This is a genomic window from Streptomyces sulphureus DSM 40104 (genome assembly GCF_000381025.1).
GTDB lineage: Bacteria > Actinomycetota > Actinomycetes > Streptomycetales > Streptomycetaceae > Streptomyces > Streptomyces sulphureus.
The window spans coordinates 450,827-473,035 of sequence record NZ_KB905814.1 but is presented as its reverse complement, the minus strand read 5'-3'; the positions used below and the strand labels follow the sequence as shown (position 1 = coordinate 473,035).

At 73.6% G+C, this 22,209-nt stretch carries 20 protein-coding genes; 12 read left to right on the top strand and 8 right to left on the bottom strand.

Annotated features, from left to right (window positions below):
• Positions 1–6 precede the first annotated feature (6 nt).
• Positions 7–1,320 carry a condensation domain-containing protein gene (locus tag F603_RS0106335; protein ID WP_019545169.1) on the top strand — a complete coding sequence of 438 codons (1,314 nt, stop codon included), beginning with the start codon at positions 7–9 and terminating at the stop codon, positions 1,318–1,320.
• A 74-nt stretch (positions 1,321–1,394) separates the two neighbouring features.
• On the opposite strand, the gene F603_RS0106330 is transcribed toward F603_RS0106335, so the two are convergent.
• Positions 1,395–1,655 carry a phosphopantetheine-binding protein gene (locus F603_RS0106330; RefSeq protein WP_019545168.1) on the bottom strand — a complete coding sequence of 87 codons (261 nt, stop codon included), beginning with the start codon at positions 1,653–1,655 and terminating at the stop codon, positions 1,395–1,397.
• A 704-nt stretch (positions 1,656–2,359) separates the two neighbouring features.
• Between F603_RS0106330 and F603_RS31660 the strand changes: the two genes are divergently transcribed.
• The 4 genes from F603_RS31660 (at position 2,360) to F603_RS0106310 (ending at position 5,829) form a co-directional block, all read left to right on the top strand.
• Positions 2,360–3,445, top strand: a complete 1,086-nt coding sequence (locus F603_RS31660; RefSeq protein WP_019545167.1) for an alpha/beta hydrolase family protein — start codon at positions 2,360–2,362, stop codon at positions 3,443–3,445.
• 111 nt (positions 3,446–3,556) lie between these two features.
• On the top strand, positions 3,557–4,186 hold the full coding sequence (locus F603_RS0106320) for a DUF6758 family protein (RefSeq protein WP_026328183.1): 630 nt from the start codon (positions 3,557–3,559) through the stop codon (positions 4,184–4,186).
• Positions 4,187–4,274: 88 nt separating this feature from the next.
• Positions 4,275–5,120: a PHP domain-containing protein gene (locus tag F603_RS0106315; protein WP_019545165.1), complete on the top strand. Its 846-nt coding sequence runs from the start codon at positions 4,275–4,277 to the stop codon at positions 5,118–5,120.
• A gap of 100 nt (positions 5,121–5,220) precedes the next feature.
• Complete coding sequence (locus F603_RS0106310; protein ID WP_019545164.1) at positions 5,221–5,829, top strand: MarC family protein; 609 nt, start codon at positions 5,221–5,223, stop codon at positions 5,827–5,829.
• Here F603_RS0106310 and F603_RS0106305 read toward each other — a convergent pair.
• Entirely contained in the window at positions 5,813–6,676 is an 864-nt protein-coding gene (locus F603_RS0106305) for an alpha/beta fold hydrolase (protein WP_019545163.1), read from the bottom strand. The genes F603_RS0106310 and F603_RS0106305 overlap by 17 nt on opposite strands.
• Positions 6,677–6,780: 104 nt before the next feature.
• A complete protein-coding gene (locus F603_RS0106300; protein WP_245600699.1) occupies positions 6,781–8,328 on the bottom strand; it encodes a DEAD/DEAH box helicase in 1,548 nt (515 codons plus the stop codon).
• 531 nt (positions 8,329–8,859) lie between these two features.
• On the opposite strand from F603_RS0106300, the gene F603_RS0106295 reads away from it, so the two are divergent.
• On the top strand, positions 8,860–9,615 hold the full coding sequence (locus F603_RS0106295) for a ferritin-like fold-containing protein (RefSeq protein WP_019545161.1): 756 nt from the start codon (positions 8,860–8,862) through the stop codon (positions 9,613–9,615).
• Here F603_RS0106295 and F603_RS0106290 read toward each other — a convergent pair.
• From F603_RS0106290 to F603_RS0106275, 4 genes are all read right to left on the bottom strand, one after another.
• A complete protein-coding gene (locus F603_RS0106290) occupies positions 9,566–9,895 on the bottom strand; it encodes a hypothetical protein (RefSeq protein ID WP_019545160.1) in 330 nt (109 codons plus the stop codon). The genes F603_RS0106295 and F603_RS0106290 overlap by 50 nt on opposite strands.
• A 146-nt stretch (positions 9,896–10,041) precedes the next feature.
• Positions 10,042–10,269, bottom strand: coding sequence for a DUF3107 domain-containing protein (locus F603_RS0106285; protein ID WP_016907560.1), 228 nt, complete (start codon positions 10,267–10,269; stop codon positions 10,042–10,044).
• A 182-nt stretch (positions 10,270–10,451) separates the two neighbouring features.
• On the bottom strand, positions 10,452–11,075 hold the full coding sequence (locus F603_RS0106280; RefSeq protein ID WP_026328182.1) for a TetR family transcriptional regulator: 624 nt from the start codon (positions 11,073–11,075) through the stop codon (positions 10,452–10,454).
• A gap of 175 nt (positions 11,076–11,250) precedes the next feature.
• Entirely contained in the window at positions 11,251–11,478 is a 228-nt protein-coding gene (locus tag F603_RS0106275; protein WP_019545158.1) for a hypothetical protein, read from the bottom strand.
• Positions 11,479–11,629: 151 nt separating this feature from the next.
• Here F603_RS0106275 and F603_RS0106270 point away from each other — a divergent pair, with 151 nt between their 5' ends.
• The 6 genes from F603_RS0106270 (at position 11,630) to moeZ (ending at position 20,398) form a co-directional block, all read left to right on the top strand.
• Positions 11,630–12,664, top strand: a complete 1,035-nt coding sequence (locus F603_RS0106270; RefSeq protein ID WP_019545157.1) for an alpha/beta fold hydrolase — start codon at positions 11,630–11,632, stop codon at positions 12,662–12,664.
• Positions 12,664–14,067, top strand: a complete 1,404-nt coding sequence (locus F603_RS0106265; protein WP_019545156.1) for a DUF3152 domain-containing protein — start codon at positions 12,664–12,666, stop codon at positions 14,065–14,067. The genes F603_RS0106270 and F603_RS0106265 overlap by 1 nt, the downstream gene beginning before the upstream one ends.
• 159 nt (positions 14,068–14,226) lie before the next feature.
• Complete coding sequence (locus F603_RS0106260) at positions 14,227–16,020, top strand: DUF3492 domain-containing protein (protein WP_019545155.1); 1,794 nt, start codon at positions 14,227–14,229, stop codon at positions 16,018–16,020.
• On the top strand, positions 16,017–17,396 hold the full coding sequence (locus tag F603_RS0106255) for a hypothetical protein (protein WP_106431264.1): 1,380 nt from the start codon (positions 16,017–16,019) through the stop codon (positions 17,394–17,396). Before F603_RS0106260 ends, F603_RS0106255 begins: the two co-directional genes overlap by 4 nt.
• Before the next feature lie 195 nt (positions 17,397–17,591).
• Positions 17,592–18,581, top strand: coding sequence for an NAD-dependent epimerase/dehydratase family protein (locus F603_RS0106250; protein ID WP_019545153.1), 990 nt, complete (start codon positions 17,592–17,594; stop codon positions 18,579–18,581).
• Between the two features lie 638 nt (positions 18,582–19,219).
• A complete protein-coding gene (gene moeZ / locus F603_RS0106245; RefSeq protein WP_026328181.1) occupies positions 19,220–20,398 on the top strand; it encodes an adenylyltransferase/sulfurtransferase MoeZ in 1,179 nt (392 codons plus the stop codon).
• Between the two features lie 64 nt (positions 20,399–20,462).
• On the opposite strand, the gene F603_RS0106240 is transcribed toward moeZ, so the two are convergent.
• Positions 20,463–22,112, bottom strand: a complete 1,650-nt coding sequence (locus tag F603_RS0106240; RefSeq protein WP_019545151.1) for an alpha/beta hydrolase — start codon at positions 22,110–22,112, stop codon at positions 20,463–20,465.
• Positions 22,113–22,209 lie beyond the last annotated feature (97 nt).

The following is a 22,209-nucleotide window of genomic DNA, read 5'->3' as shown; positions in this document are numbered from 1 at the left end:
GCCGAGGTGTCCGAAGCCCCGCTCTCCTACGGCCAGTTGCACGCGTGGCGCACCATGGAGGGCATCCCGCCGCAGCTTCGCTACGAGGCCAACCTGGGCGAGTCCTGGGATCTTCCCCCCGGCACCTCGCGCGACCGCGTACACACCGTGTTACGCGTCCTCGTCGCCCGCCACGAGTCGCTGCGCACCGTCTACCGGGACGTGGACGGGGCGGTCCCCGGGCAGACCGTCCTGGAGGAGCTGCCCGACCTGCCGGTCGAACACGTCGCGGTCTCCGGCGAGTCGGTCCGCGCGCCCGCCGACCTGATGGGCGAGCGGCGCCGGCGCACCTTCGACCCCTGCGCGGAACCCGCCTGGCGGGCCGTCGTCCAGGAGACGGCCGGCGGCCCGGCGCGGGTGCTCTTCGTCGGCCACCACCTCACGGTCGACGGCTGGGCACTCGACCTGCTCTCGCGGGAGTTCGGCCTCCTCCTGCGGGAGGGCACCGACGGGCTTGCGGGCGGGGTGCTGCAACCCCGCACGCTGGCGGAGGAGCAGCGCTCCCCGGCGGGCGAGGGCCGCCGGAGCGCGGCCGCCGGGTACCGGCGGCGGCTCTTCGACGCGCTGAGCACCGCCGACCTGCGTGCGCTACCGGCCAGCGCGGGCAAGGGAGGGCAGCGGACCAACGCCATGTTCGAAGTGCCCCTCCACGCCGATCACGTGCGGCCCGTCTGCGAGAGGCTCGAGATCACCCCGCAGAGTCTCCTTCTCGCCTGCTGGGGCCTCTGCCTCCACTCGATCCTGGGGATCGAGCGCTCCGCCGTGAACCTGGTGGCGGCCAACCGGGTCTCGCCCGCCCTCCGCTCCCTGGTGAGCAGTACGACGCAGATCGTCCCCCTGCTGGTGGAGACCGACCGGGCGGCGGAATTCGCCGCGTACGCACGGACGTTGGACGCCCGCGCCCGGCGTGCGTACTCGCTGGCCTCGTACGACGTCGACGACTATGCGAGGGAGCGCGCCGCGGCCGCCACCGCGCACGGTCTGCCGGACGTGCGGTTCAGCTGCGGCTTCAACTTCCGTGCGGACACGCCGTCGACGACGGCGCCCGCGGAGATCCCCCGGGACGAGGGGCGCTTCAGCCTGGCGAAGCCGCGCGACGCCGGTCCCACGCTCCTCACGGATGTGCGCCTCGGGGACTCGCTCTCCATGGTGTCGGTGTGCGACCCCGCGGTCCTCACCCCGGACGAGACGGAGGCGCTGTGCCGGAGCTTCGGGGCGGCGGTGCGCGCCGTGGTGGAGAAACCTGCGAGTACTCTGCAGCAGCTCGGCCCCGCGGTGTGAGCGGGGCACCGCTCAACTCGCAGGCGACGAAAGGTCGTTCGTGAAGGTCGGGGCTGCGGCTCCCCGGGCGTCCGTCATGCCGCGTCGCCCGCGAGCACGTCGGCTATGGCCTGCCACAGGCTGCCTGCGGTGGCGAAGGTGGCGGCCCGGAGCAGCTCGTCGGGGACAGAGATGCGGTAGGACTCCTCCAGGAGGAGCAGGAGCTCGACGGTCGTCATGGAGTCCAGGCCCGCCCGGGCCAGGTCGGTCTCCGGGAGGAGCGGCTCGTCCCGCGGCATGTGGGGCAGTACGGAGCGCAGCGCTTCCTCGAACTGCTCGTCCCACGCGTCGGTCATCCTGGTCTCCTTTTCCGGAGTCGCTCGGATCGGCAGCCGGAATATGAGTTTCCGCAGATTCCGCTTCGCACGGCTTCTCTCAGGGAACGCGGACCGCTGATTCGTTGGTCCTGATCCGGCGACGACTCGAGGGAATTTAGCCCACACAGAAGGAGGCCGCAAGCGGTTTCCGGGCGTCGCTGCGGGGTGGAATGTCGTCAATGTCGATGTATGCCGGGGCTCTCTGTTGGCCGTCGCACGCCGAGTGTCGGCCGGTGCTCGTGTCGGCGTAACGGAATGCGGGCCTCATGGTAAGCGCGTGCGGGAACCCTCACTCTTGACCGGCTTAAAGAGGCGTGTGTACGGTAATGGAGTTTTCCGTGGAGGAGAATTTCGGGGGGCTTCTCATTTCTTGTGAAACATTACGGGTCGCCCTTGCCCCGTGCTTTTCCCTGCCACTTCGGGTCGCATCGCAGGGCCCCGCGACGCCGACGGTGAAGCCGGCCGCACCCTGCCGCCCCGAAAGACGCACTCCGCCCGCCGGGCGCCCGACTGCCGCCCCCGCAAAGCCCCACCACGGCACCCCGCACCGCCGGAACCCTGCGGCCCTCCTCCCGGCGTCGCCGGCCCCCCAGCCGCCCGGGCCCCGAAGCTGCGCGCTACGCCCCGACTCCGGCGGATCGGCACCCAGCCGCCGTGAGCAGCCGGCCCGTCTCAGGAGAAGCATGACCAAAGAACCGCGCTTGCCCGCACCGACCGGACCGTCCTGCGTCGGCACCCGCCGCCACCACCTCGTGGACGAGGAGCGCGTCGATCCGCACGGCGCCAGTCCGCGCGAGTTGATGGTCCGGGCATGGTTCCCCACCACCCGTCCCGACGGCGGCTGCCCTGGCAGCTACCTCGCGGAAGGCGTGGCGCAGTTGACGGAGAAGCGGTTCTCCCTGCCGCCCGGAGTGCTCAGCGATATCCGGACGCACGCCCTGAGCGACGCCCCGCCGGACCCCGCGGTGCCCGACGCGCCGCTCCTGCTCTTCGGCGGAGGCCGGCAGGATCCCGCCGAGCTGTGCACCGCCCTCGCCGAGGACCTCGCCAGCCACGGCTACGTGGTCGTCGGCGTCGACCACACCCACGACAGCCCCGCCGAGTTCCCCGACGGCCGCGTCGTGCCGGGCGGCCCGATGACACGCGACCCGGAGGAACTGCGCGCCTACTCCGACCTGCGGGCGGCCGACCTGAGCTTCGTCCTCGATGTACTCGGCGGCACGCGCGGCCCCTCGCCCCTCGCCCGCCTGCGGCGCGCGGGCGGCCCCGTACGCGCGGGCGTCTTCGGCCACTCCCTGGGCGGCTCGGCGGCCGCCGAGGCCCTGCACGGCGACCCCCGCTTCGTGGCGGGCGCCAGCGTCGACGGGATGCTCTTCGGATCCGCCGTGGTCTCGGGCCTCACCCGGCCTTTCCTCCTGATCACCGAGGCGATCGCGATGCCGTCCTGGGACGCCTTCATGCACCGTCACCGCGCCTGGGGCCGGCGCATCGAGGTGCGCGGTGCGGGCCACTACAGCTTCACCGACCTGGCGCTGCTCCTCGCCGCCTCCGGAGCGGACGCGCCCTGGACGCCGGAGGAGCGCGACCGGCTCTTCGGCACCCTGGAGGCCCCCAGCGTCCGAAGGACCACGGCGACCTGTGCGCGACGCTTCTTCGACGCCTGGCTCTCGGCCGGGCACGCCCCCGCCGACGACCTCGCGGACGGCTGCCCGCAAGCCGCCGTCACCTGGCGGACGGACGGACCGCCTACGCCCAACTCCCGTGCCTAGCACCGCACATCGGCTCCCCGCCGACGGCTGCATACCACAACACCCGTAGCCCGGCAGGGGTGCGGGTGATCTCCTTGACGCAGTGCCGACCCCGGAGGACCGTTATGGCCCATGAGGGGCGAACCCAGTTGCCCGAAGTGCGGAAGCCGGGTGCGGGCGCCCGGTCTCTTCGCCGACACCTGGCAGTGCGAAGCCCACGGCAGCGTGCATCCGCTGCAACCTGTCGTCCCGCCGAGCGTCGAGGCGCTCGCGGTGGCGGTCGAGCGTGCGCGCGTGCCCGTCTGGATGCCCTGGCCGCTCCCGGTCGGCTGGCTCTTCACCGGCGTCGCCACTGCCGGCGACGACCACAGCGGCGCGCGGGGGACGGCCGTCGCCTGCTCGGGCCCCGGGCCCCTCGGAGGTACGGCCGAACTCCTCTTCGTCGCCGAGGAGTTGGACGTCGGTCTGGGTGCCGGCTACGCGGGCGTCCCCGTCCCCGAGGCGGGGGAGGGCGACGAGGGGTCGGCACCCGGCGCGGTACTGGCGGCGGGACGGCCGGCGCTGCTGCGGCACCTGCCGCAGGCGCCCGAAGACCGCGCCGTCTTCGCGGGCGAGGCGCGAGGGCTGTGGCTGTGGGCGATCGCCTGGCCGGAGCGCGCGGGGCTGCTCGTCCACGACGAGCTGGTCCTCACCGACCTGCGGGACGCCGGTGCCGAGGTCGGCCTGCTGCCCTGCGGTGCGCTCTCGCCCCGGTTCCTCTAGCCGCCGGCACCCTCGCTGTCCGGCACAGTCGGCGGCGCACTAGGCTGGTGGCAAGTTTCCGTCCCGTCAGCACCGTTGGAGCCGCACCGTGCGTATCGACCTGCACACGCACTCCACCGCGAGCGACGGCACGGACACCCCGGCCGAACTCGTCGCGGGAGCCGCGGCCGCCGGGCTCGACGTCGTCGCGCTCACCGACCACGACACCGTCGCCGGGCACGACGAGGCCACCGCCGCGCTCCCCGAGGGGCTCACCCTCGTGCCGGGTGCCGAGATCTCCTGCCGGCTCGACGGAATCAGCCTGCACCTGCTCGCCTACCTCTTCGACCCGGCCGAGCCCCGGTTCGCCCGCGCCCGCGCACTCGTCCGCGACGACCGCATTCCGCGCGCCCAAGGCATGGTCTCCAAGCTCCAGGAACTCGGCGTGCCGCTCGCCTGGGAACGGGTCGCCGAGATCGCGGGCGACGGCAGCGTCGGACGCCCGCACATCGCCACCGCCATGGTCGAACTCGGCGTCGTCGAGACCGTCTCCGACGCCTTCACGCCGGAGTGGCTCGCCAACGACGGGCGCGCGTACGTCGGCAAGTACGAGCTCGACCCTTTCGAGGCCGTCCGGCTGGTCAAGGCCGCGGGCGGTGTCTCCGTCTTCGCGCACCCGCTCGCGGCGGTGCGCGGACAGTGCGTCTCGGAAGAGGCCATAGCAGAGCTGGCGGCGGCGGGTCTCGACGGCCTGGAGGCCGACCACGCCGACCACCCGCCCGGCACGCGCGCCCGACTCCACGCCCTCGCGGGCGAGTTGGGCCTCCTCGCCACCGGGTCCAGCGACTACCACGGCAGCCGCAAGACGGTCCGCCTCGGCGAGTTCGAGACCGCGCCCGACGTCTACGCCGAGATCGCCGCCCGAGGCTCAGGAACCGCCCCCGTCACCGGCTGACCACTCCCTCTCGCGCGCCGCCGGCGCGCGCGGGTGCACGCGCCGCGTCACCCGTGATCCACCCGGATCGCTCGATCCGCTCACCCTGCAAGGCACCGCCGTGTTCGACTTCGCCCTCTTCGGGTCCGTCTTTGTCACCCTTTTCGTCATCATGGACCCGCCCGGGACCACCCCGATCTTCCTCGCCCTCACCTCGGGGCGCCCCGTCAAGGTGCAGCGCCGCCTCGCGTTGCAGGCGGCCTCCGTCGCCTTCGGCGTCATCGTGCTCTTCGGGATCTGCGGCCGGCAGATCCTCGGATACCTGCACGTCTCGATCCCGGCGTTGATGGTCGCGGGCGGGTTGCTACTCCTCCTCGTCGCGCTCGACCTCCTCACGGGCAAGACCGACGAGCCGAAGCAGACGAAGGAGGTGAACGTCGCCCTCGTCCCCCTCGGCATGCCGCTCCTCGCCGGGCCCGGTGCGATCGTCTCCGTCATCCTCGCGGTGCAGCGGGCCGAGGGATGGGCCGGGCAGCTCTCCGTCTGGTCGGCGATCGTCGCCATCCACCTCGTGCTCTGGCTGGTGATGCGGTACTCGCTGCTGATCATCCGCGTCATCAAGGACGGCGGCGTGGTGCTCGTCACCCGGCTCTCCGGGATGCTCCTCTCCGCCATCGCCGTGCAGCAGATCGCGAACGGCATCACGCGGTTCATCAACGGTGAGGGCTGACCGCGACGTCCGACCAGAACGCGGCCAGCGCGCGGGCCGTCTCGCGGGGGCGCTCCGCGTTGGGCGAGTGCCCCGTCCCCGCGACGACGGTCCGGCGGGCGCCGAGCCGCTCGGCCATCGCGTCGATCCAGGGGACGGGCCAGACCTCGTCCTCCTCGCCCGAGAGCACGTGGAGCGGTAGCCCGACGGCGGCGAGCTCCGCCGTGCGGTCCGGTTCGTCGCGCAACTGCCGTGCCGTGGCGACGAGTTGCTGCGGAACGGTGGTGAGCCAGCGACGACGGAGGAACTCGGCGGTCCGCGGCGGCGTCTCCGCGGACGGCGCCTCCGTCGGATCGAGTCGGCCCATCGCGTCCCACACCTCGGCCATGCCGAGCGCCGGCAGCGCTTCCAGAAGCAGGCCGATCCGCTTCTGCTGCGCGGCGCACACGGCCCCCGGCCCGCTGCTCACCAGCGTCAGCGAGCGGAAGGGAGCGGCGTCCGCCAGGACGGCGGCACGGCAGACGAGCCCGCCCAGCGAGTGCCCCAGCAGATGCAGGGGGCCGCCGAACGCCTCCGCGACGGCGTGGACGTCGCGAGCCAACTCGCTCTGCGCGTACGCCGTCTCCTCGGCGGGGCCCGGCGTCTCGTACTGCCCGCGCTGGTCGAGCGCGGCGACACGCAACCCCGCATCGGCTAGCGGCGCCAGCAGCCCGACGAAGTCCTCCTTGCTGCCGGTGAACCCCGGCACCAGGAGCGCGGTGCCGAGCCGCGGCCGCCCGGCGGCCGACACGGCGAACTCCCCGCGCGGAGTGCTGAGACGGAACGACTCGGCGCCCGGGGGGAGTTCGAGGAAAGGGGGCCTGCTCATGCCCAGGACGCTACCCGCTCGGTGACCGGGCGCGCACACGGGGTGCGCACGGTCCGCGCACACCCCTTGCGAGCGGGCGACGGGCCGGGGCCCGCCCCCGTACGTCAGCTCTCGGCGCTCTGCGCCCGGCCCGCACCGCCCCGGGTGCGCCGACGCCTGCGCGGCTTCCGCGGCTGGCCCTCGGACGACGCGTCCGAGGCGGCCTCGGTGCCCTGGCCGGCGGAGGCGTCGGGGGCGGAGGCCGCGGAGTCGGAGCCCGCTGCCGCGGGGCGCTGGCCGCCGCGCGTGCGCCGCCTGCGCCGGGGGGCGCGGGCCGGCGTGCTCTCGCCGGAGCCCTCGCTCTCGGCAGCGGCCTCTCCGCCCTCGTCGACCTGGACGCCGCTGCGGGTGCGGCGGCGCTGCCGGGTGCGTGCGCGGGCGGGGCGCTGCTCCTCCTGCTGCTTGGCGCTCCTGCCGTGCGTGGTTTCACCGAGGTCCTCGACCTGCTCGGCGGAGAGCCCGGCGCGGGTGCGCTCGGTCCGCGGCAGTATCCCCTTGGTCTCCTCGGGGATGCCGAGCTCCGAGTAGAGGTGCGCCGAGGTGGAGTACGTCTCCTGCGGGTCGTTGAAGTCGAGCTCCAACGCCTTGTTGATCAACTGCCAGCGGGGGATGTCGTCCCAGTCGACGAGGGTGACGGCCGTACCCGAGGCGCCCGCGCGGCCGGTGCGGCCGATGCGGTGCAGGTAGGTCTTCTCGTCGTCGGGGGACTGGTAGTTGATCACGTGCGTGACGCCGTCCACGTCGATGCCGCGGGCCGCCACGTCGGTGCAGACGAGCACGTCGACCTTGCCGTTGCGGAAGGCGCGGAGCGCCTGCTCCCTGGCGCCCTGCCCGAGGTCGCCGTGGACCGCGCCGGACGCGAAGCCGCGTCGGGTGAGCTGCTCTGCGACGTCGGCCGCAGTGCGCTTGGTACGGCAGAAGATCATCGCGAGTCCGCGGCTCTCGGCCTGGAGGATGCGCGAGACCATCTCGACCTTGTCGAGCGAGTGCGCACGGAAGACGTGCTGCTCGGTGTTGGCGACGGTCTTGCCGACGTCGTCGGGCTCGGAGGCGCTGATGTGCGTCGGCTGGCTCATGTAGCGGCGGGCGAGCGAGACGACCTGCCCCGGCATCGTCGCCGAGAAGAGCATCGTCTGCCGCCGCGTCGGCAGCATCTCGATGATCCGTTCGACGTCGGGGAGGAACCCGAGGTCGAGCATTTCGTCGGCCTCGTCGAGGACGAGCGCGCGCACCTCGGAGAGGCGCAGCTTCCGCTGCCCGGCGAGGTCGAGCAGCCGCCCGGGGGTGCCGACGACGATGTCGACGCCCTTCTGGAGCGCCTCGACCTGCGGCTCGTAGGCACGGCCGCCGTAGATCGGGACGACCCGGACATCGCGCGCCTTGCCCGCGGTGAGGAGGTCGTTGGTGACCTGGGTGCACAGCTCGCGGGTGGGCACGACCACGAGCGCCTGCGGCGCGTCGGACAGCTTCTCCGCGGCGACACGGCCGGACTCGACGTCGGCGGGGACGGAGACGGCCTCCAGCAGCGGCAGCCCGAACCCGAGCGTCTTGCCCGTGCCGGTCTTCGCCTGGCCGATGACGTCCTTGCCGGCGAGCGCGACGGGGAGCGTCATCTCCTGGATGGGAAACGGTGTGGTGATGCCGACGGCCTCGAGGGCCTCGGCCGACTCGGGAAGGATTCCGAGATCGCGAAAGGTGGCGGACAGGATGGTTGCCTCTTCTGTGTGACGCGCGGGACGGGGCACGTGGGGCGGTCCCCTGTGGAGCGGGAGGAGGGTCGTACCGCATGTCGGCTGCCGTACGCGTACGGTCGTCGGTGCGGGACCACTGGCCCCCTCGCTCAGGCGCCCTTCCCGCGCGAGCGGTCCCTCCATCGCGGTCCGCGCGGGGAGCGCGAGCCAGCGGAGGGCTGTCAGGTCGGAGCCGATCGTGCCACCGACCGGGCATCCGCGTTCATAAGGAAGCTCACCGATACGGCGAGCCGTATATCACTGTACCGCGAATCCGCGCATGTGTACCGGGGCGACTGTTGTGTACGACGCCTGCTGTGTGCACGGTTGCCGCGGTGCCGGGTGGCTCGGCCCGGAACTGCGGGGCGGCGGCCGGGGGTTCGGCGCCCAGGGTATCGGGCTATCGTGCGCGGTATGGAGACGTCCGACAAGACCACCGCAGAGCAATCCGCGGCTGCTGCGGAACCCGCGCCCACCGGCATCGCCGCCCAGGACTGGGCGAGCGCCTCCGCCGATCCGACGTACCGCGCGGCCGTGATCGACCTGCTCGGTGCCCTCGCCTACGGCGAGCTCGCCGCCTTCGAGCGCCTCGCCGAGGACGCCAAGCTCGCCCCGTCGCTCGGGGACAAGGCGGCACTCGCGTCGATGGCCTCGGCCGAGTTCCACCACTTCGAGCAGCTCAAGAAGCGCCTGGCGGCGATCGATGCGGAGCCGACGGCGGCCATGGAGCCCTTCGCCGCCGCGCTCGACGAGTTCCACCGGCAGACGGCGCCCTCGGACTGGTTGGAGGGCCTCATCAAGGCGTACGTCGGCGACTCCATCGCCAGCGACTTCTACCGGGAGGTCGCCGCGCGCCTCGACTCGGACACCCGCGGCCTCGTCCTCTCCGTCCTCGACGACACGGGTCACTCCAGCTTCGCCGTCGAGAAGGTGCGTGCCGCGATCGAGGCCGACCCGCGGGTGGGCGGACGCCTCGCGCTCTGGGCGCGGCGGCTCATGGGCGAGGCGCTCTCGCAGGCGCAGCGGGTGGTCGCCGAGCGGGACGCGCTCTCCACCATGCTCGTCGGCGGGATCGCCGACGGCTTCGACCTCGCCGAGGTCGGGCGGATGTTCTCGCGGATCACCGAGGCCCATACGAAGCGGATGGCTGCGCTGGGCCTGGCTGCCTGAGCGGCTGCCGCTGCGCCGGGCGGCGCGGGCGCCTGCCGCTCTCCCCGTCGCTCAGCAGCAGCGAGAGCAGCGCCGCACAGACGCCGAGCGCGGCCACGAGCACGGACGGCGTGTGTCCGGAGCCGAGCACGATCCTGGTGATCAGGCCGCCGATGAGGCCGGAGACGCCGCCCGTCGCGAGGACGAGCGCCGGCTGCGGCAGATGCGTCGGGAACCTGCGCAGCGCCGCACAGGCGACTGCTGCTCCGAGCAGTGCGGAGCCGAGTGCCTCCCAGAACATGTGGGGCCTCCCCGGGGGACTGCGTGCTGTCAGGTCGCCCGGGTCCTCCCCGCGACGCGCGCACGTGAAACGGCGGCGGCCCCGGTGAATTCCGGGGCCGCCGCCGTCGGCTGCGCCTCGACGTGGGGCGCCTGCGGGCACGGTGCTCAGATGGTGCCGAAGCCGACCTTCCGGCCCGTCGGCTCGCCGAGCTCGACGTAGGCGACCCGGTCGGAAGGGACCAGGACCTTGCGGTCGTGCTCGTCGACGAGGGTGAGCACCTTGACGTCCCCCGAGAGGGCAGCGGTGACCGCGCTCTCGACCTCGTCAGCAGCCTTCTTGGTCTCGACGACGATCTCCCGCGGCGCGTGCTGCACGCCGATCTTGACCTCCACGGCTATGTCCCTCCGACTCTCTGGGGTCCCCTGGGGGCAGTGTGTGCGCGGCTGACCGCGCCGTACGGGGCAACATTAGCCCGGTGCGGCGCCGGGGTGCTGCGTGCACCCGCACGCCGGCAGCGAACACGCCCCGCTCCGACGGCGCTTGGCCGGGAGCGGGGCGCGGAGCCCGCGGGGGCCTACTGCATGGGGAAGCCCGCGATGCCGCGCCACGAGAGGGAGGCGATCAGCTTCGCCGCGGCGTCGCGCGGGAGCTGCTGGCCGGCGCTGAGCCAGTACCTCGCGGTGATCTGCGCCATACCGCAGAGCCCCATCGCGAGCAGCATCGCCTGCTCCTCGGGGAGCTTGGTGTCCTCCCCGATCACCTCGCTGACGGCCTTCGCGCAGTCCTCGCTCACCTTGTCGACGCGCTCGCGCACGGCGGGCTCGTTGGTGAGGTCCGACTCGAAGACGAGGCGGAAGGCGCCGCCCTCGTCCTCGACGTACGCGAAGTAGGCGTCCATCGTGGCGAGGACGCGCTGCTTGTTGTCCGAAGTGGAGGCGAGCGCCGTGCGTACGGCGTTGAGCAGGGACTCGCAGTGCTGGTCGAGAAGCGCGAGGTAGAGGTCGAGCTTGCCGGGGAAATGCTGGTACAGGACCGGCTTGCTGACCCCGGCGCGTTCGGCGATGTCGTCCATGGCCGCCGCGTGGTATCCGTGCGCCACGAAGACCTCCTGGGCGGCGCCCAGAAGCTGGGTGCGCCTGGCCCGTCGGGGCAGACGCGTCCCTCGCGGACGCGCCTCGGTCTGCTCCATGGCTGTCACGCGGCCTCCTTGGTCTCTGCGCGCGGGGGTGCGCGCCTCGCCATCGTACTTTTGGGTAACCGAAGTGTGTGCGTCGCGAGCGGAGAATTTCCCTCCGCGCACCCTCGGACCCCCTTCCGACCTGCCCTTTTCGGGACCATCCCGGCCGCTCTCCGTCTTGTGGGTACGCCCCGCGCTAGCGGTACTCCTCCTCGTCGGTCTCCTCGACGACCTCCGCCTGCTCGGCCGCGTCGGCCGGGTCCGCCTCGGTCACGCCGCGCTCGGTGATCGGCTCCTGCCGCTGGCGGAGCAGCTCGGCGGCCTGCTCGGCGGCGTCGGCCTCGGGCGCCTCGATGTCCATCTCCTCCTCGCTCTCGTCCTCGTAGATGTCCTCGAAGTCCGGGTCCGTCGGATCGACAGCCATGTCACCTCCCCTTTCCAGGGCCTGCGCCCTGCACACCGAGCGTAGGAGCGCCCGGCGTGATCCGCATGCCCTCCCTCCCGGCGCCGGGAGGGAGGTGCCGAGTTCGGGGAGCCGGAGGGGAGGAGGTGTGACCCTCTCGTAACATTGCCGCATGTCCTCAACCGAAGAGGCCGGGGAGAGCAGCGCGCTGCCACCGTCGGCGCCCATCCCCTCGCCGGTCACCGAGCGCACGGCCGAGACCGTCCACACGGTGCGGCTCCCGGGGTACAGCCTGGCCGTCCGGCGGTCCCGTGCCTTCGACGGGAAGCTGCCGCCCGCGCTCCTCGTGCACGGGCTCGGCGGTTCGTCGCTCAACTGGTCCGCGCTCCTGGGCGAGGTCTCGGGCACCGTCGCGGGCGAGGCCGTCGACCTCCCCGGGTTCGGTTTCTCGCCGCCGCCCGACGACGGCGACTACTCGGTCTCCGGCCACGCCCGCGCGCTCGTCCGGTACCTCGACTCCGCGGAGCGGCCGGCGCGCGGTCCCGTCCACCTCGTCGGCAACTCCCTCGGCGGCGCCGTCGCCACGAGGGTCGCCGCGCTCCGGCCCGACCTGGTGCGCACCCTGACGCTGATATCGCCCGCGCTGCCGGAGCTCCCGCCGCAGCGCAGCGCCCTGCCGACGGCGCTGCTCGCGGTGCCGGGCGTTGCGGGGCTCTTCGCCCGCCTCTCGCGCGACTGGACGCCGGAGCGCCGGGTCGGCAACGTCCTCGCGCTCTGCTACGGCGACCCGTCGCGCGTGGACGCGAGGGCGTTCGGCGCCGCGGTCGAGGAATACCGCAGCCGGCAGCGGCTTCCCTACTTCTGGGACGCGATGGTCCGCTCGACGAGGGGGCTCGTCGACGCCTACACGCTCGGTGGGCAGCACTCGCTGTGGCGGCAGGCGGAGCGCGTGCTCGCGCCGACGCTGCTCGTCTACGGAGGCCGCGACCAGCTCGTCGGGTTCCGGATGGCGCGCCGTGCGAGCGCCGCCTTCCGCGACTCGCGGTTGCTGGAGCTCCCCGAGGCCGGGCACGTCGCCATGATGGAGTACCCCGAGGCCGTCGGCGCCGCTTTCCGTGAACTCGTCGCGGATCAGGCTCGGTTGACGGCGAGTACCGCCGCCCGCGAGGCTGCGGAGTCAACGCATGTACCCCCGAAAGGTGACTAGTGGGACGCCATAGCCGCAAGGGCACGCCGCAGTCGGGCGCCGGGCAGCAGTCCCGGGCGTCCGAGGAGACCGCGGCCGGCGCCCCGCAGCCCAGAGCACCTCAGACCTACGGCCGCCCCGTCTCCGGCACCCCGCCCCACGGGGTGCCGCGTGCTGACGTCACCCCGCCCGCCGGCACGCCGCGGGTCGCGCCCCCCGGGGCGTTCACGCCGCCCGCCGGCGTGCCCCAAGTGCCCCCACCGCAGGGGACCCCGGCGCACGGTTCGCCTGCCTTCGGCACCCCGGGACAGGGGCAGGTGCGCGGCGACCACACCGAGCACGACGAGTCCGTCCCGCGCCCGCGGGTGCGCCCGTATCTCGGTGCGCCGGCGCATCCCCCGCCCCAGCAGGGCCCGCGGCAGGAGTACCTCGACGCCTTCGACGACCCGCAGGACGACGTCTTCGCGGCGGGTGCGCCCCGCGGCGTGCAGCAGGGCGCACCGCCCAGGGCGCCGCAGCCCCCGCGTACGCCGGCGCCGAGGCACGAGCCCGAGCCGTCCGCCGAGGGCGCGGAGCCGCCGGCGCCGCTCGCACCGATCGTGCCGCCGCCCCGGCGGGCCTCCCGCGGCCGGACGATCACCGGCATCGCGGCGGCCGCCGTGACGACGGTCCTCGCCGTCACCGTCGCGGGCCAGGTCTCCGACGACGCCTCCGGGAGCGACAACGGCGACGCAGGCGTGGGGCAGCGCAGCGACGAGACGGTCGACGAGGCCGCGCGCTCGGGCGCCGCCCGAGCCGGCGACACCAAGGGGGCAGCTCCCACGACGTACGCGGAGAAGATGGCGGCCCCCGTGCCCCTGGCGGCCGACTTCGCCGGCTCGGGCAGCTTCCGCACGGTCGGCGGCCACGAGAAGGGGCCCGGCGGTGCCAACGTCGTGCGGTACCGGGTGGACGTCGAGAAGGGGCTGCCGCTGGACACGGATCTCTTCACCGAGGCGGTCCACAAGACCCTCAACGACGACCGGAGTTGGGCGCACGGCGGCGAGCGCAGCTTCGAGCGCGTCTCCTCGGAGCGCGCCGACTTCGTGATCAGCCTCGCCAGTCCGCGCACGACCGACGTGTGGTGCGCCAAGTCCGGGCTCGACACCAGCGAGCAGAAGGTCTCCTGCGACTCGGCGGCCACCGAGCGCGTGGTGATCAACGCCTACCGCTGGGCGCAGGGTGCGAAGACCTTCGGCGACGAACACCTTTTCGCGTACCGGCAGATGCTCATCAACCACGAGGTCGGGCACCGCCTCGGCCACGGCCATGTGGGCTGCCCCGAGCAGGGTGCGCTCGCTCCCGTGATGATGCAGCAGACGAAGTTCCTCAGCACCGACGGTGCCACGTGCCGGCCCAACGCCTGGCCGTACCCGCGCGACTAGGCGCACGTCAACGCCCAACCCCCGGGAAAGTCACGGGGGTTCACCCCTTCCGGTGGTGCGGCGGACAACCGTCCACCGCCTTCTCCCGCCGCGCATAGCGTCTTCGCCGTCACGCCACTGGTGCTTTCGGCGCAGTGGCTCGCCGAGGAGAGGGACGGGGTGCCCGTGCGCGTCGCAGTGCTCACCGAGGGTGGTTACCCCTACGTGCAGGGTGAGGTCGCCGGCTGGTGCGACCGGCTGCTGCGCGGGCTGCACAGCCACGAGTTCGAGGTCTACGCGCTCAGCCGCAGCCGGCGTCAGGAGCAGGCGGGCCGGGTTCCGCTTCCGGGGAACGTCGTCGGGGTGCGCGAGGCGGGGCTGTGGGACGCGCCGGGCCGGGGGACCGAGGCGGCCGCGATGCCGTACGGGCGCAGGGTCCGGCGGCGGTTCCGTGCGGAGTTCGGGGCTCTGGCCGACGCCGTCTGCCGTCCGGTCGTCGAACTGCGGGACGGTGCGGGGCAGTCGGGGCGCGTGGCCCCGGTGGAGGACCGTTTCAGCCGAGCCCTCCACGGTCTCGCCGCGCTCGCGGCCGAGCACGGAGGGCTCTCGGCCGCCCTCCGCTCCGAGGACGCCCTGCACGTACTGGAGTCGGCGTGCCGCCGCGCGGGCGCGCCCCGGGTGGTGCAGTCGGCGCAGGTCCCCGATCTCCTCGCCGTGGCCGCGCGGTTGGAGCGCGCCCTGCGTCCGCTCTCCCTCGACTGGTACGGCGCCTCCGGGACCGCCGGGCTCGCCGCCGCCGACCTCGTCCACGCCGTCGGAGCAGGGCCGGCCGTCCTCCCCGGGCTGCTCGCCAAGCGGAACCTCGGCACGCCCCTCCTCCTCACCGAGTACAGCGTCCGCCTCCGTGAGCACTTCCTGCACGGCGCCGGGGATGCCGGCGTCCTCGCGGTCGCCGGTGCGCGTGCGCCCGTCCGTGCGGTGCTCGCGGCCTTCCAGCAGTTGCTCGTCCGCGAGGCGTACCGCACCGCCGACCTGATCACGCCGGGCAACGCGCACACCCGCCGCTGGCAGGAGCGGTGCGGCGCCCCGGCCGAGCGGCTGCGCACCGTCCACCCGGGCATGGACGCCTCGCCGTACGCGGAGCTCGGCGAAGCCGCGGACGAGAGGCCCGGGACGGCCGTGCTCACCTGGGTCGGACGGCTCGCTCCCGCGAAGGACGTCGTCACCCTCCTCCATGCACTCGTCCGCGTCCGGGAGCGCGTGCCCGGCACCCGACTGCGGATCGTCGCCGACCACGGCTCCGACGCCGGTTACGCGGCCCACTGCCGCGCCGTGGCGGCAGGGCTCTTCCCCGACGAGGCGACCGGCGCCTCAGGCGAGGGCCGCAACCCGGTCTCCTTCGAGGGGGCGCTGCCGGGGCCCGGGTGCCGGGCGAGGCAACCCGCCTCGCGCGCCGACGCGTTTGCGGGCGAAGGGCCCGTGGTGCTCTCCAGCGTCGTCGAGGGGTTCCCCGTGCCGCTGGTCGAGGCGATGTTCTGCGCCCGTGCGACGGTCGCGACGGACGTGGGCGCCGTCTGCGAAGTCGTCGGCGGTACGGGACTCGTGGTCCCGCCGCGCAACCCGGCCGCGCTCGCGGACGCCTGCGCCTCGCTGCTCCTCGATCCGCAGCGGCGCGCGCGGCTCGGCGCCGCCGCGCGGGCGAGAGCGCTGGAGCTGTTCACCGTCGAGCAGAACGTCGAGGCGTTCCGCGGCATCTACCTGGAGCTGATCTCCCGGCGCTCGGACGGGCCGCCGCGGACCCGCGCCACGAGGCCGTTCGCCGTCACCCCCGAGACGCACCTGTGTGCGCACGGCGAGGAGGGCCCGGCCACCCCTCCGCCGCAGGTGCCGACTTGGGCGCGCAGCAGTCGAGCCGCCTCGCCCGTGCCCGTCGGCACGGCACGTACCGCACGTCGTGGAGGGGGGCACGGGTGAGGCCGCACGGAGACCCCGAGAGAGGGGCCGCCGGCCTGGCCGCCTCGTCGGCGGACGCGTGGCGGCAGCCGGCCGCGTACGAGCGGCGCCGGTCGGAGGAAGGCCGTCTCCGCCGGGCTTCCGGGCGGGAAGAGGGAGGCGAACCCCCGGTCGAGGGCGTGGAGTTGCTCGCCGACGTCGGCGTCAGCGCGTCCGGACCGCGGGACGGCGGCGAGCCGTCGCGGAGGACGCCGGTCACGGCGGCACCCGCCGCACGGCAGTCGAGCGGGACCCGCTCCGCCGATCCCGTCCGCCGCCTGCTGGAACGCCACCGTGCCCTGTGCGAGCGGGCGGTGGACCCGTTGGAGATCGCGGCCGGCCTGGAGGCGCTCGGCCTCACCGACCGTACGGCCGCGCGCTTCCGCCACCGCGACGTCTTCTCGCTCGCCGAGGAGCTCTTCGCGCGCGCAGCGCACCCGGACGCCGAGCCCTCGGCAGCCGCGCCGGGAGCGCGCGTACCGCGCGCGCGTGCGGTCGCCGAGGCCGCCGTGCCGCTGCTGCCCGCGCTGCTCTGCCTGCTGACGGTCGCGGCGCTCCTGCTCACGGCGGACGCCCGCCGCCTGCCGGGGCCGCATCCGGCCGGCGCGGTGATCGCGGTCGCCGGCGCCGTCGCCGTCCTCGTGGCGCTGCGGATCGTGCTGCGCCGGGTGGCGCCGAGCAAGGGTGCGCTGCTCGCCTGCGGCTGGCTGCTGGCGTACGCGCTCTACGGGGACCAGGCCCTGGAGGAGGTCCTCGGCGGAGGGCCCGACCTGCCCCCGGGGCCGCTCCCCGCGCCCGACCCGAGCGTTCCGCTGGGGCTGGCGCTCGCCGTGGCGCCCGCGGTGTGGTGCGCCCGCTGGTTCGCGCGCGCCGCCCGGAGGCGGCTCGCCGACAGCCGGAACCTCGGCGAACTCACCTCCCGGGTGCGGCCGTTGGTGCTGCTGGTGGTGGCGGTCTTCGTCGGCTCGCTCTTCGTGGTGGAGGCCGTCACCGTGCTGTCGCTGCTTCCGCTTCCGGGGTACGCGCACCCTCCCGGCGAGTGGGCGCAGGCGGCGGCGACCGCGCTCGCCGTGCTGTTCTTCCTCGGGCTGCTCCTCGCCGCACGGGGTCTGCACTCCGCCGCCGCAGCGGGCCTGGGTGCTGCGGCCGGGCTCGAACTCCTCTGTCTCGGCGCGGTGTTGGCGGCGAGGGTGCCGTCGCTCGCGCCGGTCGGCCGCCCGGTGGAGGTCGCCGTGGCAGCCGTGGGACCGCCCGTCGTGCCCCTGCTGGCGTGCGGCGGGGCCGCGCTGGTGCTGCTCGTCCACGCGGTCAGGGCGCTCGCCCGCGCCTCGGCGCACCGGTGCGGGGCGGCCCCGTGAGCCGGGCGCGGGCAGGGGGCGGGCCGCGCAGCCGCACCGGACGTCCGCCGTGCCCCGCGGTGTCCACGAGGGGGCGCGGCAGTGTCCCTTCCACGCCCTGCGCTCGCGCCGCGCGGGCGCGACGAACGACAAGGAGCAGCAAGTGACCCAAGCGCAGGCAAGCCACCGCGCACCGAGCCCGAAGGAGTCCACACGATGAGAGTGCTGCTGCTGGGAGCCAGCGGTTACCTCGGACGTTTCGTCGGAGACCGCCTCCTCGCCGACCCGGCCGTGCAACTCACCGCGCTGGGCCGGAGCGACGACGCGGACGTCCGCTTCGATTTGTCCACGGGGAGCCCGGGGGCGCTCACCCGCTTCCTCGACGCGGTGCACCCGGGCGTCGTGATCAACTGCGCCGGCGCGACACGCGGCGGCGGGCGCGAGCTGATCCGGCACAACGTCGTCTCGACGGCGACGGTCTGCGAGTCGCTGCGCCGCAGCGGCTGCGGTGCCCGGCTCGTCCACGTCGGCTGCGCTTCCGAGTACGGCCCTTCCCAACCGGGCTCGTCGACGGGCGAGGACTCGGTGCCGCGACCCGGCGGCCCGTACGGCGTCAGCAAGCTCGCGGCGACCGAGCTCGTCCTCGCCTCCGGGCTCGACGCGGTGGTGCTCCGCGTCTTCTCGCCCGTCGGTCCGGGAACGCCCGCGGGCGCCCCGCTGGGCCGTCTCGCGGAGGCGATGCGCCGCACGATGCAGCACGGGGACGCCGAGCTGCGGATGCACGGGCTCGGTGCGCAGCGGGACTTCGTCGACGTGCGGGACGTGGCCCGTGCCGTGCACGCCGCCTCGCTCTCGGCGGCCCAGGGCGTGATCAACATCGGTACGGGGCGTGCGGTCCGCTTGCGCGACGCCACCTCGCTGCTGGCACGGGTCGCGGGGTTCACGGGGCAGGTCCACGAATCGGGCGCGCCCCACCCGGGTCCCGCCGGGCCTGCGCGGGAGCTGGGCGTGGCGCAGTTGCCGGGGCAGCAGGGCGGGCCGAGGGACGGGCAGGTCTCGCCCGCCTCGTTCCCGTACCCGGACGGCTGCGGCAGTTGGCAGCAGGCCGACATCCGGACGGCACGCGACCGGCTCGGCTGGCGGCCGCGTATCGGCCTGGAGGAGTCGCTCGCCGACATCTGGATGGAGGCTGCGTGCCGCATCTGACGGGCGGCGACGTGCGTCCTCGTCGCACGGCGCGGTCGGGTCCCGGGGCAGTCGCGCGGGGCGCCCGGGGCGGTGTGCCGGCCCGGGCGCGTCCGCTGTTCGCGCCCGCGGCCCGGGGCGAGTTGGCCGGCCCCGGGCGGCGGCCCGGAGCCGGAGCGCGCCGCTGCCGCGCTCCGGCTCCGGTGGCGTCGAGCCGCTCGGCCGTCTCGGCATGCGGAACATCGCGCGGACGTGCGGCGAACTCGCCTCCTAGGCGCGCCGGTTCGTCGAACGGTCCGCTGTCTCGGGGGCTAGCCGCCTCCGCGGCCACGGGCTGCACCCGGGGGGCTGCGCACGTCGTCTACGTCGGCCCCTGATGGAGGCCCCCGACGGCACGGCATCCGCCGGACCGCTGCTGCCACCGGAGGCCCGGCGCCCGGCGCCCCTGCGGCACGGTCCGCCGCACCGACCGCACCGCGGACCGCGGCCGGAACCCCGGTGCGGGCCTGACCGGTTGGTGGGACGAGCTCGTCTCGCGGCTCGGACCTACCGTCTCGGAATGAGAAGGCCCGTGGCAGTGTTACGAGAGGACCGACCCCGCCCCGGTGGGGGAGGAACCCGTACGTACGTCCCAGACCAACACCCTTGTTGAGGTATCCGTGTCACTGCCACCCCTGGTTGAGCCAGCTGACGAGCTCACCGTCGACGAGGTCCGCAGATACTCGCGCCACCTGATCATCCCGGATGTCGGGATGGCGGGGCAGAAGCGGCTGAAGAACGCGAAGGTGCTCTGCGTCGGCGCAGGGGGCCTCGGGTCCCCGACGCTGATGTACCTCGCCGCGGCGGGGGTGGGCACCCTCGGCATCATCGAGTTCGACGAGGTCGACGAGTCCAACCTCCAGCGCCAGATCATCCACAGCCAGGCGGACATCGGGCGCTCCAAGGCCGAGTCCGCCAAGGACACGGTGCTCGGGATCAACCCGTACACCACGGTCAACCTGCATGAGGAGCGCCTGGACTCCTCCAACGTGATGGAGATCTTCGAACCGTACGACCTCGTCGTCGACGGCACGGACAACTTCGCCACGCGCTACCTCGTCAACGACGCCTGCGTGCTGCTGAACATGCCGTACGTCTGGGGCTCGATCTACCGCTTCGACGGCCAGGCGTCGGTCTTCTGGAGCGAGCACGGCCCGTGCTACCGCTGCCTCTACCCGGAGCCCCCGCCGCCCGGCATGGTTCCCAGTTGCGCGGAGGGCGGCGTCCTCGGTGTGCTGTGCGCCTCCGTCGGCTCGATCCAGGCCACCGAGGCGATCAAGCTCCTCGCCGGTGCGGGCGACCCGCTCGTCGGCCGCCTGATGATCTACGACGCGCTGGAGATGGAGTACCGCCAGGTCAAGGTCCGCAAGGACCCCGACTGCGCGGTCTGCGGCGAGAACCCGACGGTCACCGAGCTCATCGACTACGAGGCGTTCTGCGGCGTCGTCTCCGACGAGGCGCAGGAGGCGGCCGCGGGCGCCACCATCACTCCGAAGCAGCTCAAGGAGTGGATGGACGAGGGCGAGCAGATCGACGTCATCGACGTCCGCGAGCCCAACGAGTACGAGATCGTCTCGATCCCCGGTGCCCGCCTGATCCCGAAGAACGACTTCCTCATGGGCAGCGCGCTCCAGGAGCTCCCGCAGGACAAGCGCATCGTGCTGCACTGCAAGACGGGCGTCCGCTCCGCCGAGGTCCTCGCCGTCCTCAAGGACGCGGGCTTCTCGGACGCGGTCCACGTCGGCGGCGGCGTCATCGGCTGGGTCAACCAGATCGAACCGGAGAAGCCGGTCTACTGAACGGTCCGCGAAGGGGCCCGCACCTCGGTGCGGGCCCCTTCGTCGTGTTCGTCGTGTGGCGGGCTCACTCGCAGCTCGTCCCGTCCTTCGGCGTCCTCCCGTCGAGCAGGTAGCCGTTGACCGCCTTCTCGACGCAGCCGGGGCCGCCGTCCTCCCCGTCGCCCTGGCCGGCGGTGGAACCGTAGGCGCCGTGGCCCTCGCCCTCGTAGGTGAGCAGGACGCCGACGCCCTCGCCGAGTTCGCGCTTCATGTTGCGGGCCCCTGCGTCGGGCGTCGCGGGGTCGCCCGTGGTGCTGGCGAGGAGGATCGGTGCCGAGCCCTTCGCGTCGACGTCGGTCGTCTTCGACTTCCCGCGCGCCGGCCAGTCGTGGCAGTGCGAGAGCGCCCAGGCCGAGGAGGCGCCGAAGATCGGGGACGCCTCGGTGAAGTCGGGGAGCAGTTTCGCGATCGTCGCCCGGCTGTAGCGCTGCTTCTCGTCGGCGCAGCTCACGGCGGTGAGGGAGGATTGCAGGGTGCTGTAACTGCCGTTCTGGTTGCGGCCGTTGAGGAGGTCGGCGAGGAAGAGCAGGATGCTGCCGTCCTTGTCGTCGATCGCCTGGGTGAGGCCCTCGGTGAGGGAACCCCACAGCTCCTTGGAGTAGAGGGCCTGCGCGATCCCGTTGGCGGCCTGCGCCTCGGTGAGCTTCCGCCCGTCCTGCGTCGGCAGCGGGCCGGAGTCGAGGCGGGTGAGCAGCTCCTCGATCCGCTTGCGGCCCTTCTGCGGGGTGTCGCCGACGGGGCAGTCCTGTTGCGAGGCGCAGCTCTCCAGATAGTTGCCGAGGGCGAGTTCGAACCCCTTCGCCTGACTGAGGGCGCCGCGCTCCGGCGTCGTCGTCGGGTCGACGATGCCGTCGAAGAAGGCGCGTCCCACCTTCTTGGGGAACAGGTGCGCGTAGACGCCGCCGAGTTCGGTGCCGTAGGAGACGCCGAAATAGTGCAGCCTGTCGTCCCCGAGCACCTGCCGCATCAGGTCCATGTCGCGGGCGGTGTTCTCGGTGGTCAGGTGGGGGAGCAGGTCGCCTGCGCGCTTTTCGCATCCCTCGGCGAACTGCCGTTGGCGGGCGAGGAGTCCGCTCTCCTCGCGCCTGGTGTCGGGGGTCCAGTCGGCTGCGAAGTAGCGGTCGAGCTCCTCGGCGCCGAGGCAGTTGACGCCCTTGCTCCGGCCGACGCCGCGCGGGTCGAAGCTGACGAGGTCGTACCGGCCGCGCAGCTTCTCGTAGTCCTGCGCCGCGTTGGGGAGCGTGGCGACGCCGGAGTCGCCCGGGCCGCCGAAGTTGAAGAGGAGCGAGCCGATCCGGTCGCCGTCGCTGCGTTTCCCGCGTGCCTTCCTGGCCTTGATCATCTCGATGCCGAGTGTCTTGCCCTCCGGCTTCGAGTAGTCGACCGGGGCCTTGAGGGTCGCGCACTCCCAGCGGGTGCCGTCCGGCAGCCGGGACGGCGCCTCGCCCGTCGTCCCCTGCTTGTCGCTCGGCGCGGGACACGGCGACCAGTCGAGACGCTGCCCGGTGAGCGAGGACGGCAGGTCGGCGGACGGGCTCGACGTCCCGGCGACGGCGATCCGCCCGCTCGCCTGCATACCGTCGGGAGGCGCCGCGCAACCCCCGGCGAGTGCGGCCACCGCGAGCGCGGCGGTGGCGAGGCCACCGCGTCGTGCTGCGGAGACGTGGATAGGCATCGGACGTCCTCCCACCGGTGGGCGATGCAGCTCTGCAAGCTCGCTTCATCGTCCGGGCACACCGGCGCGGGCAGCGCGCTGCACGGTGCGTACGGGT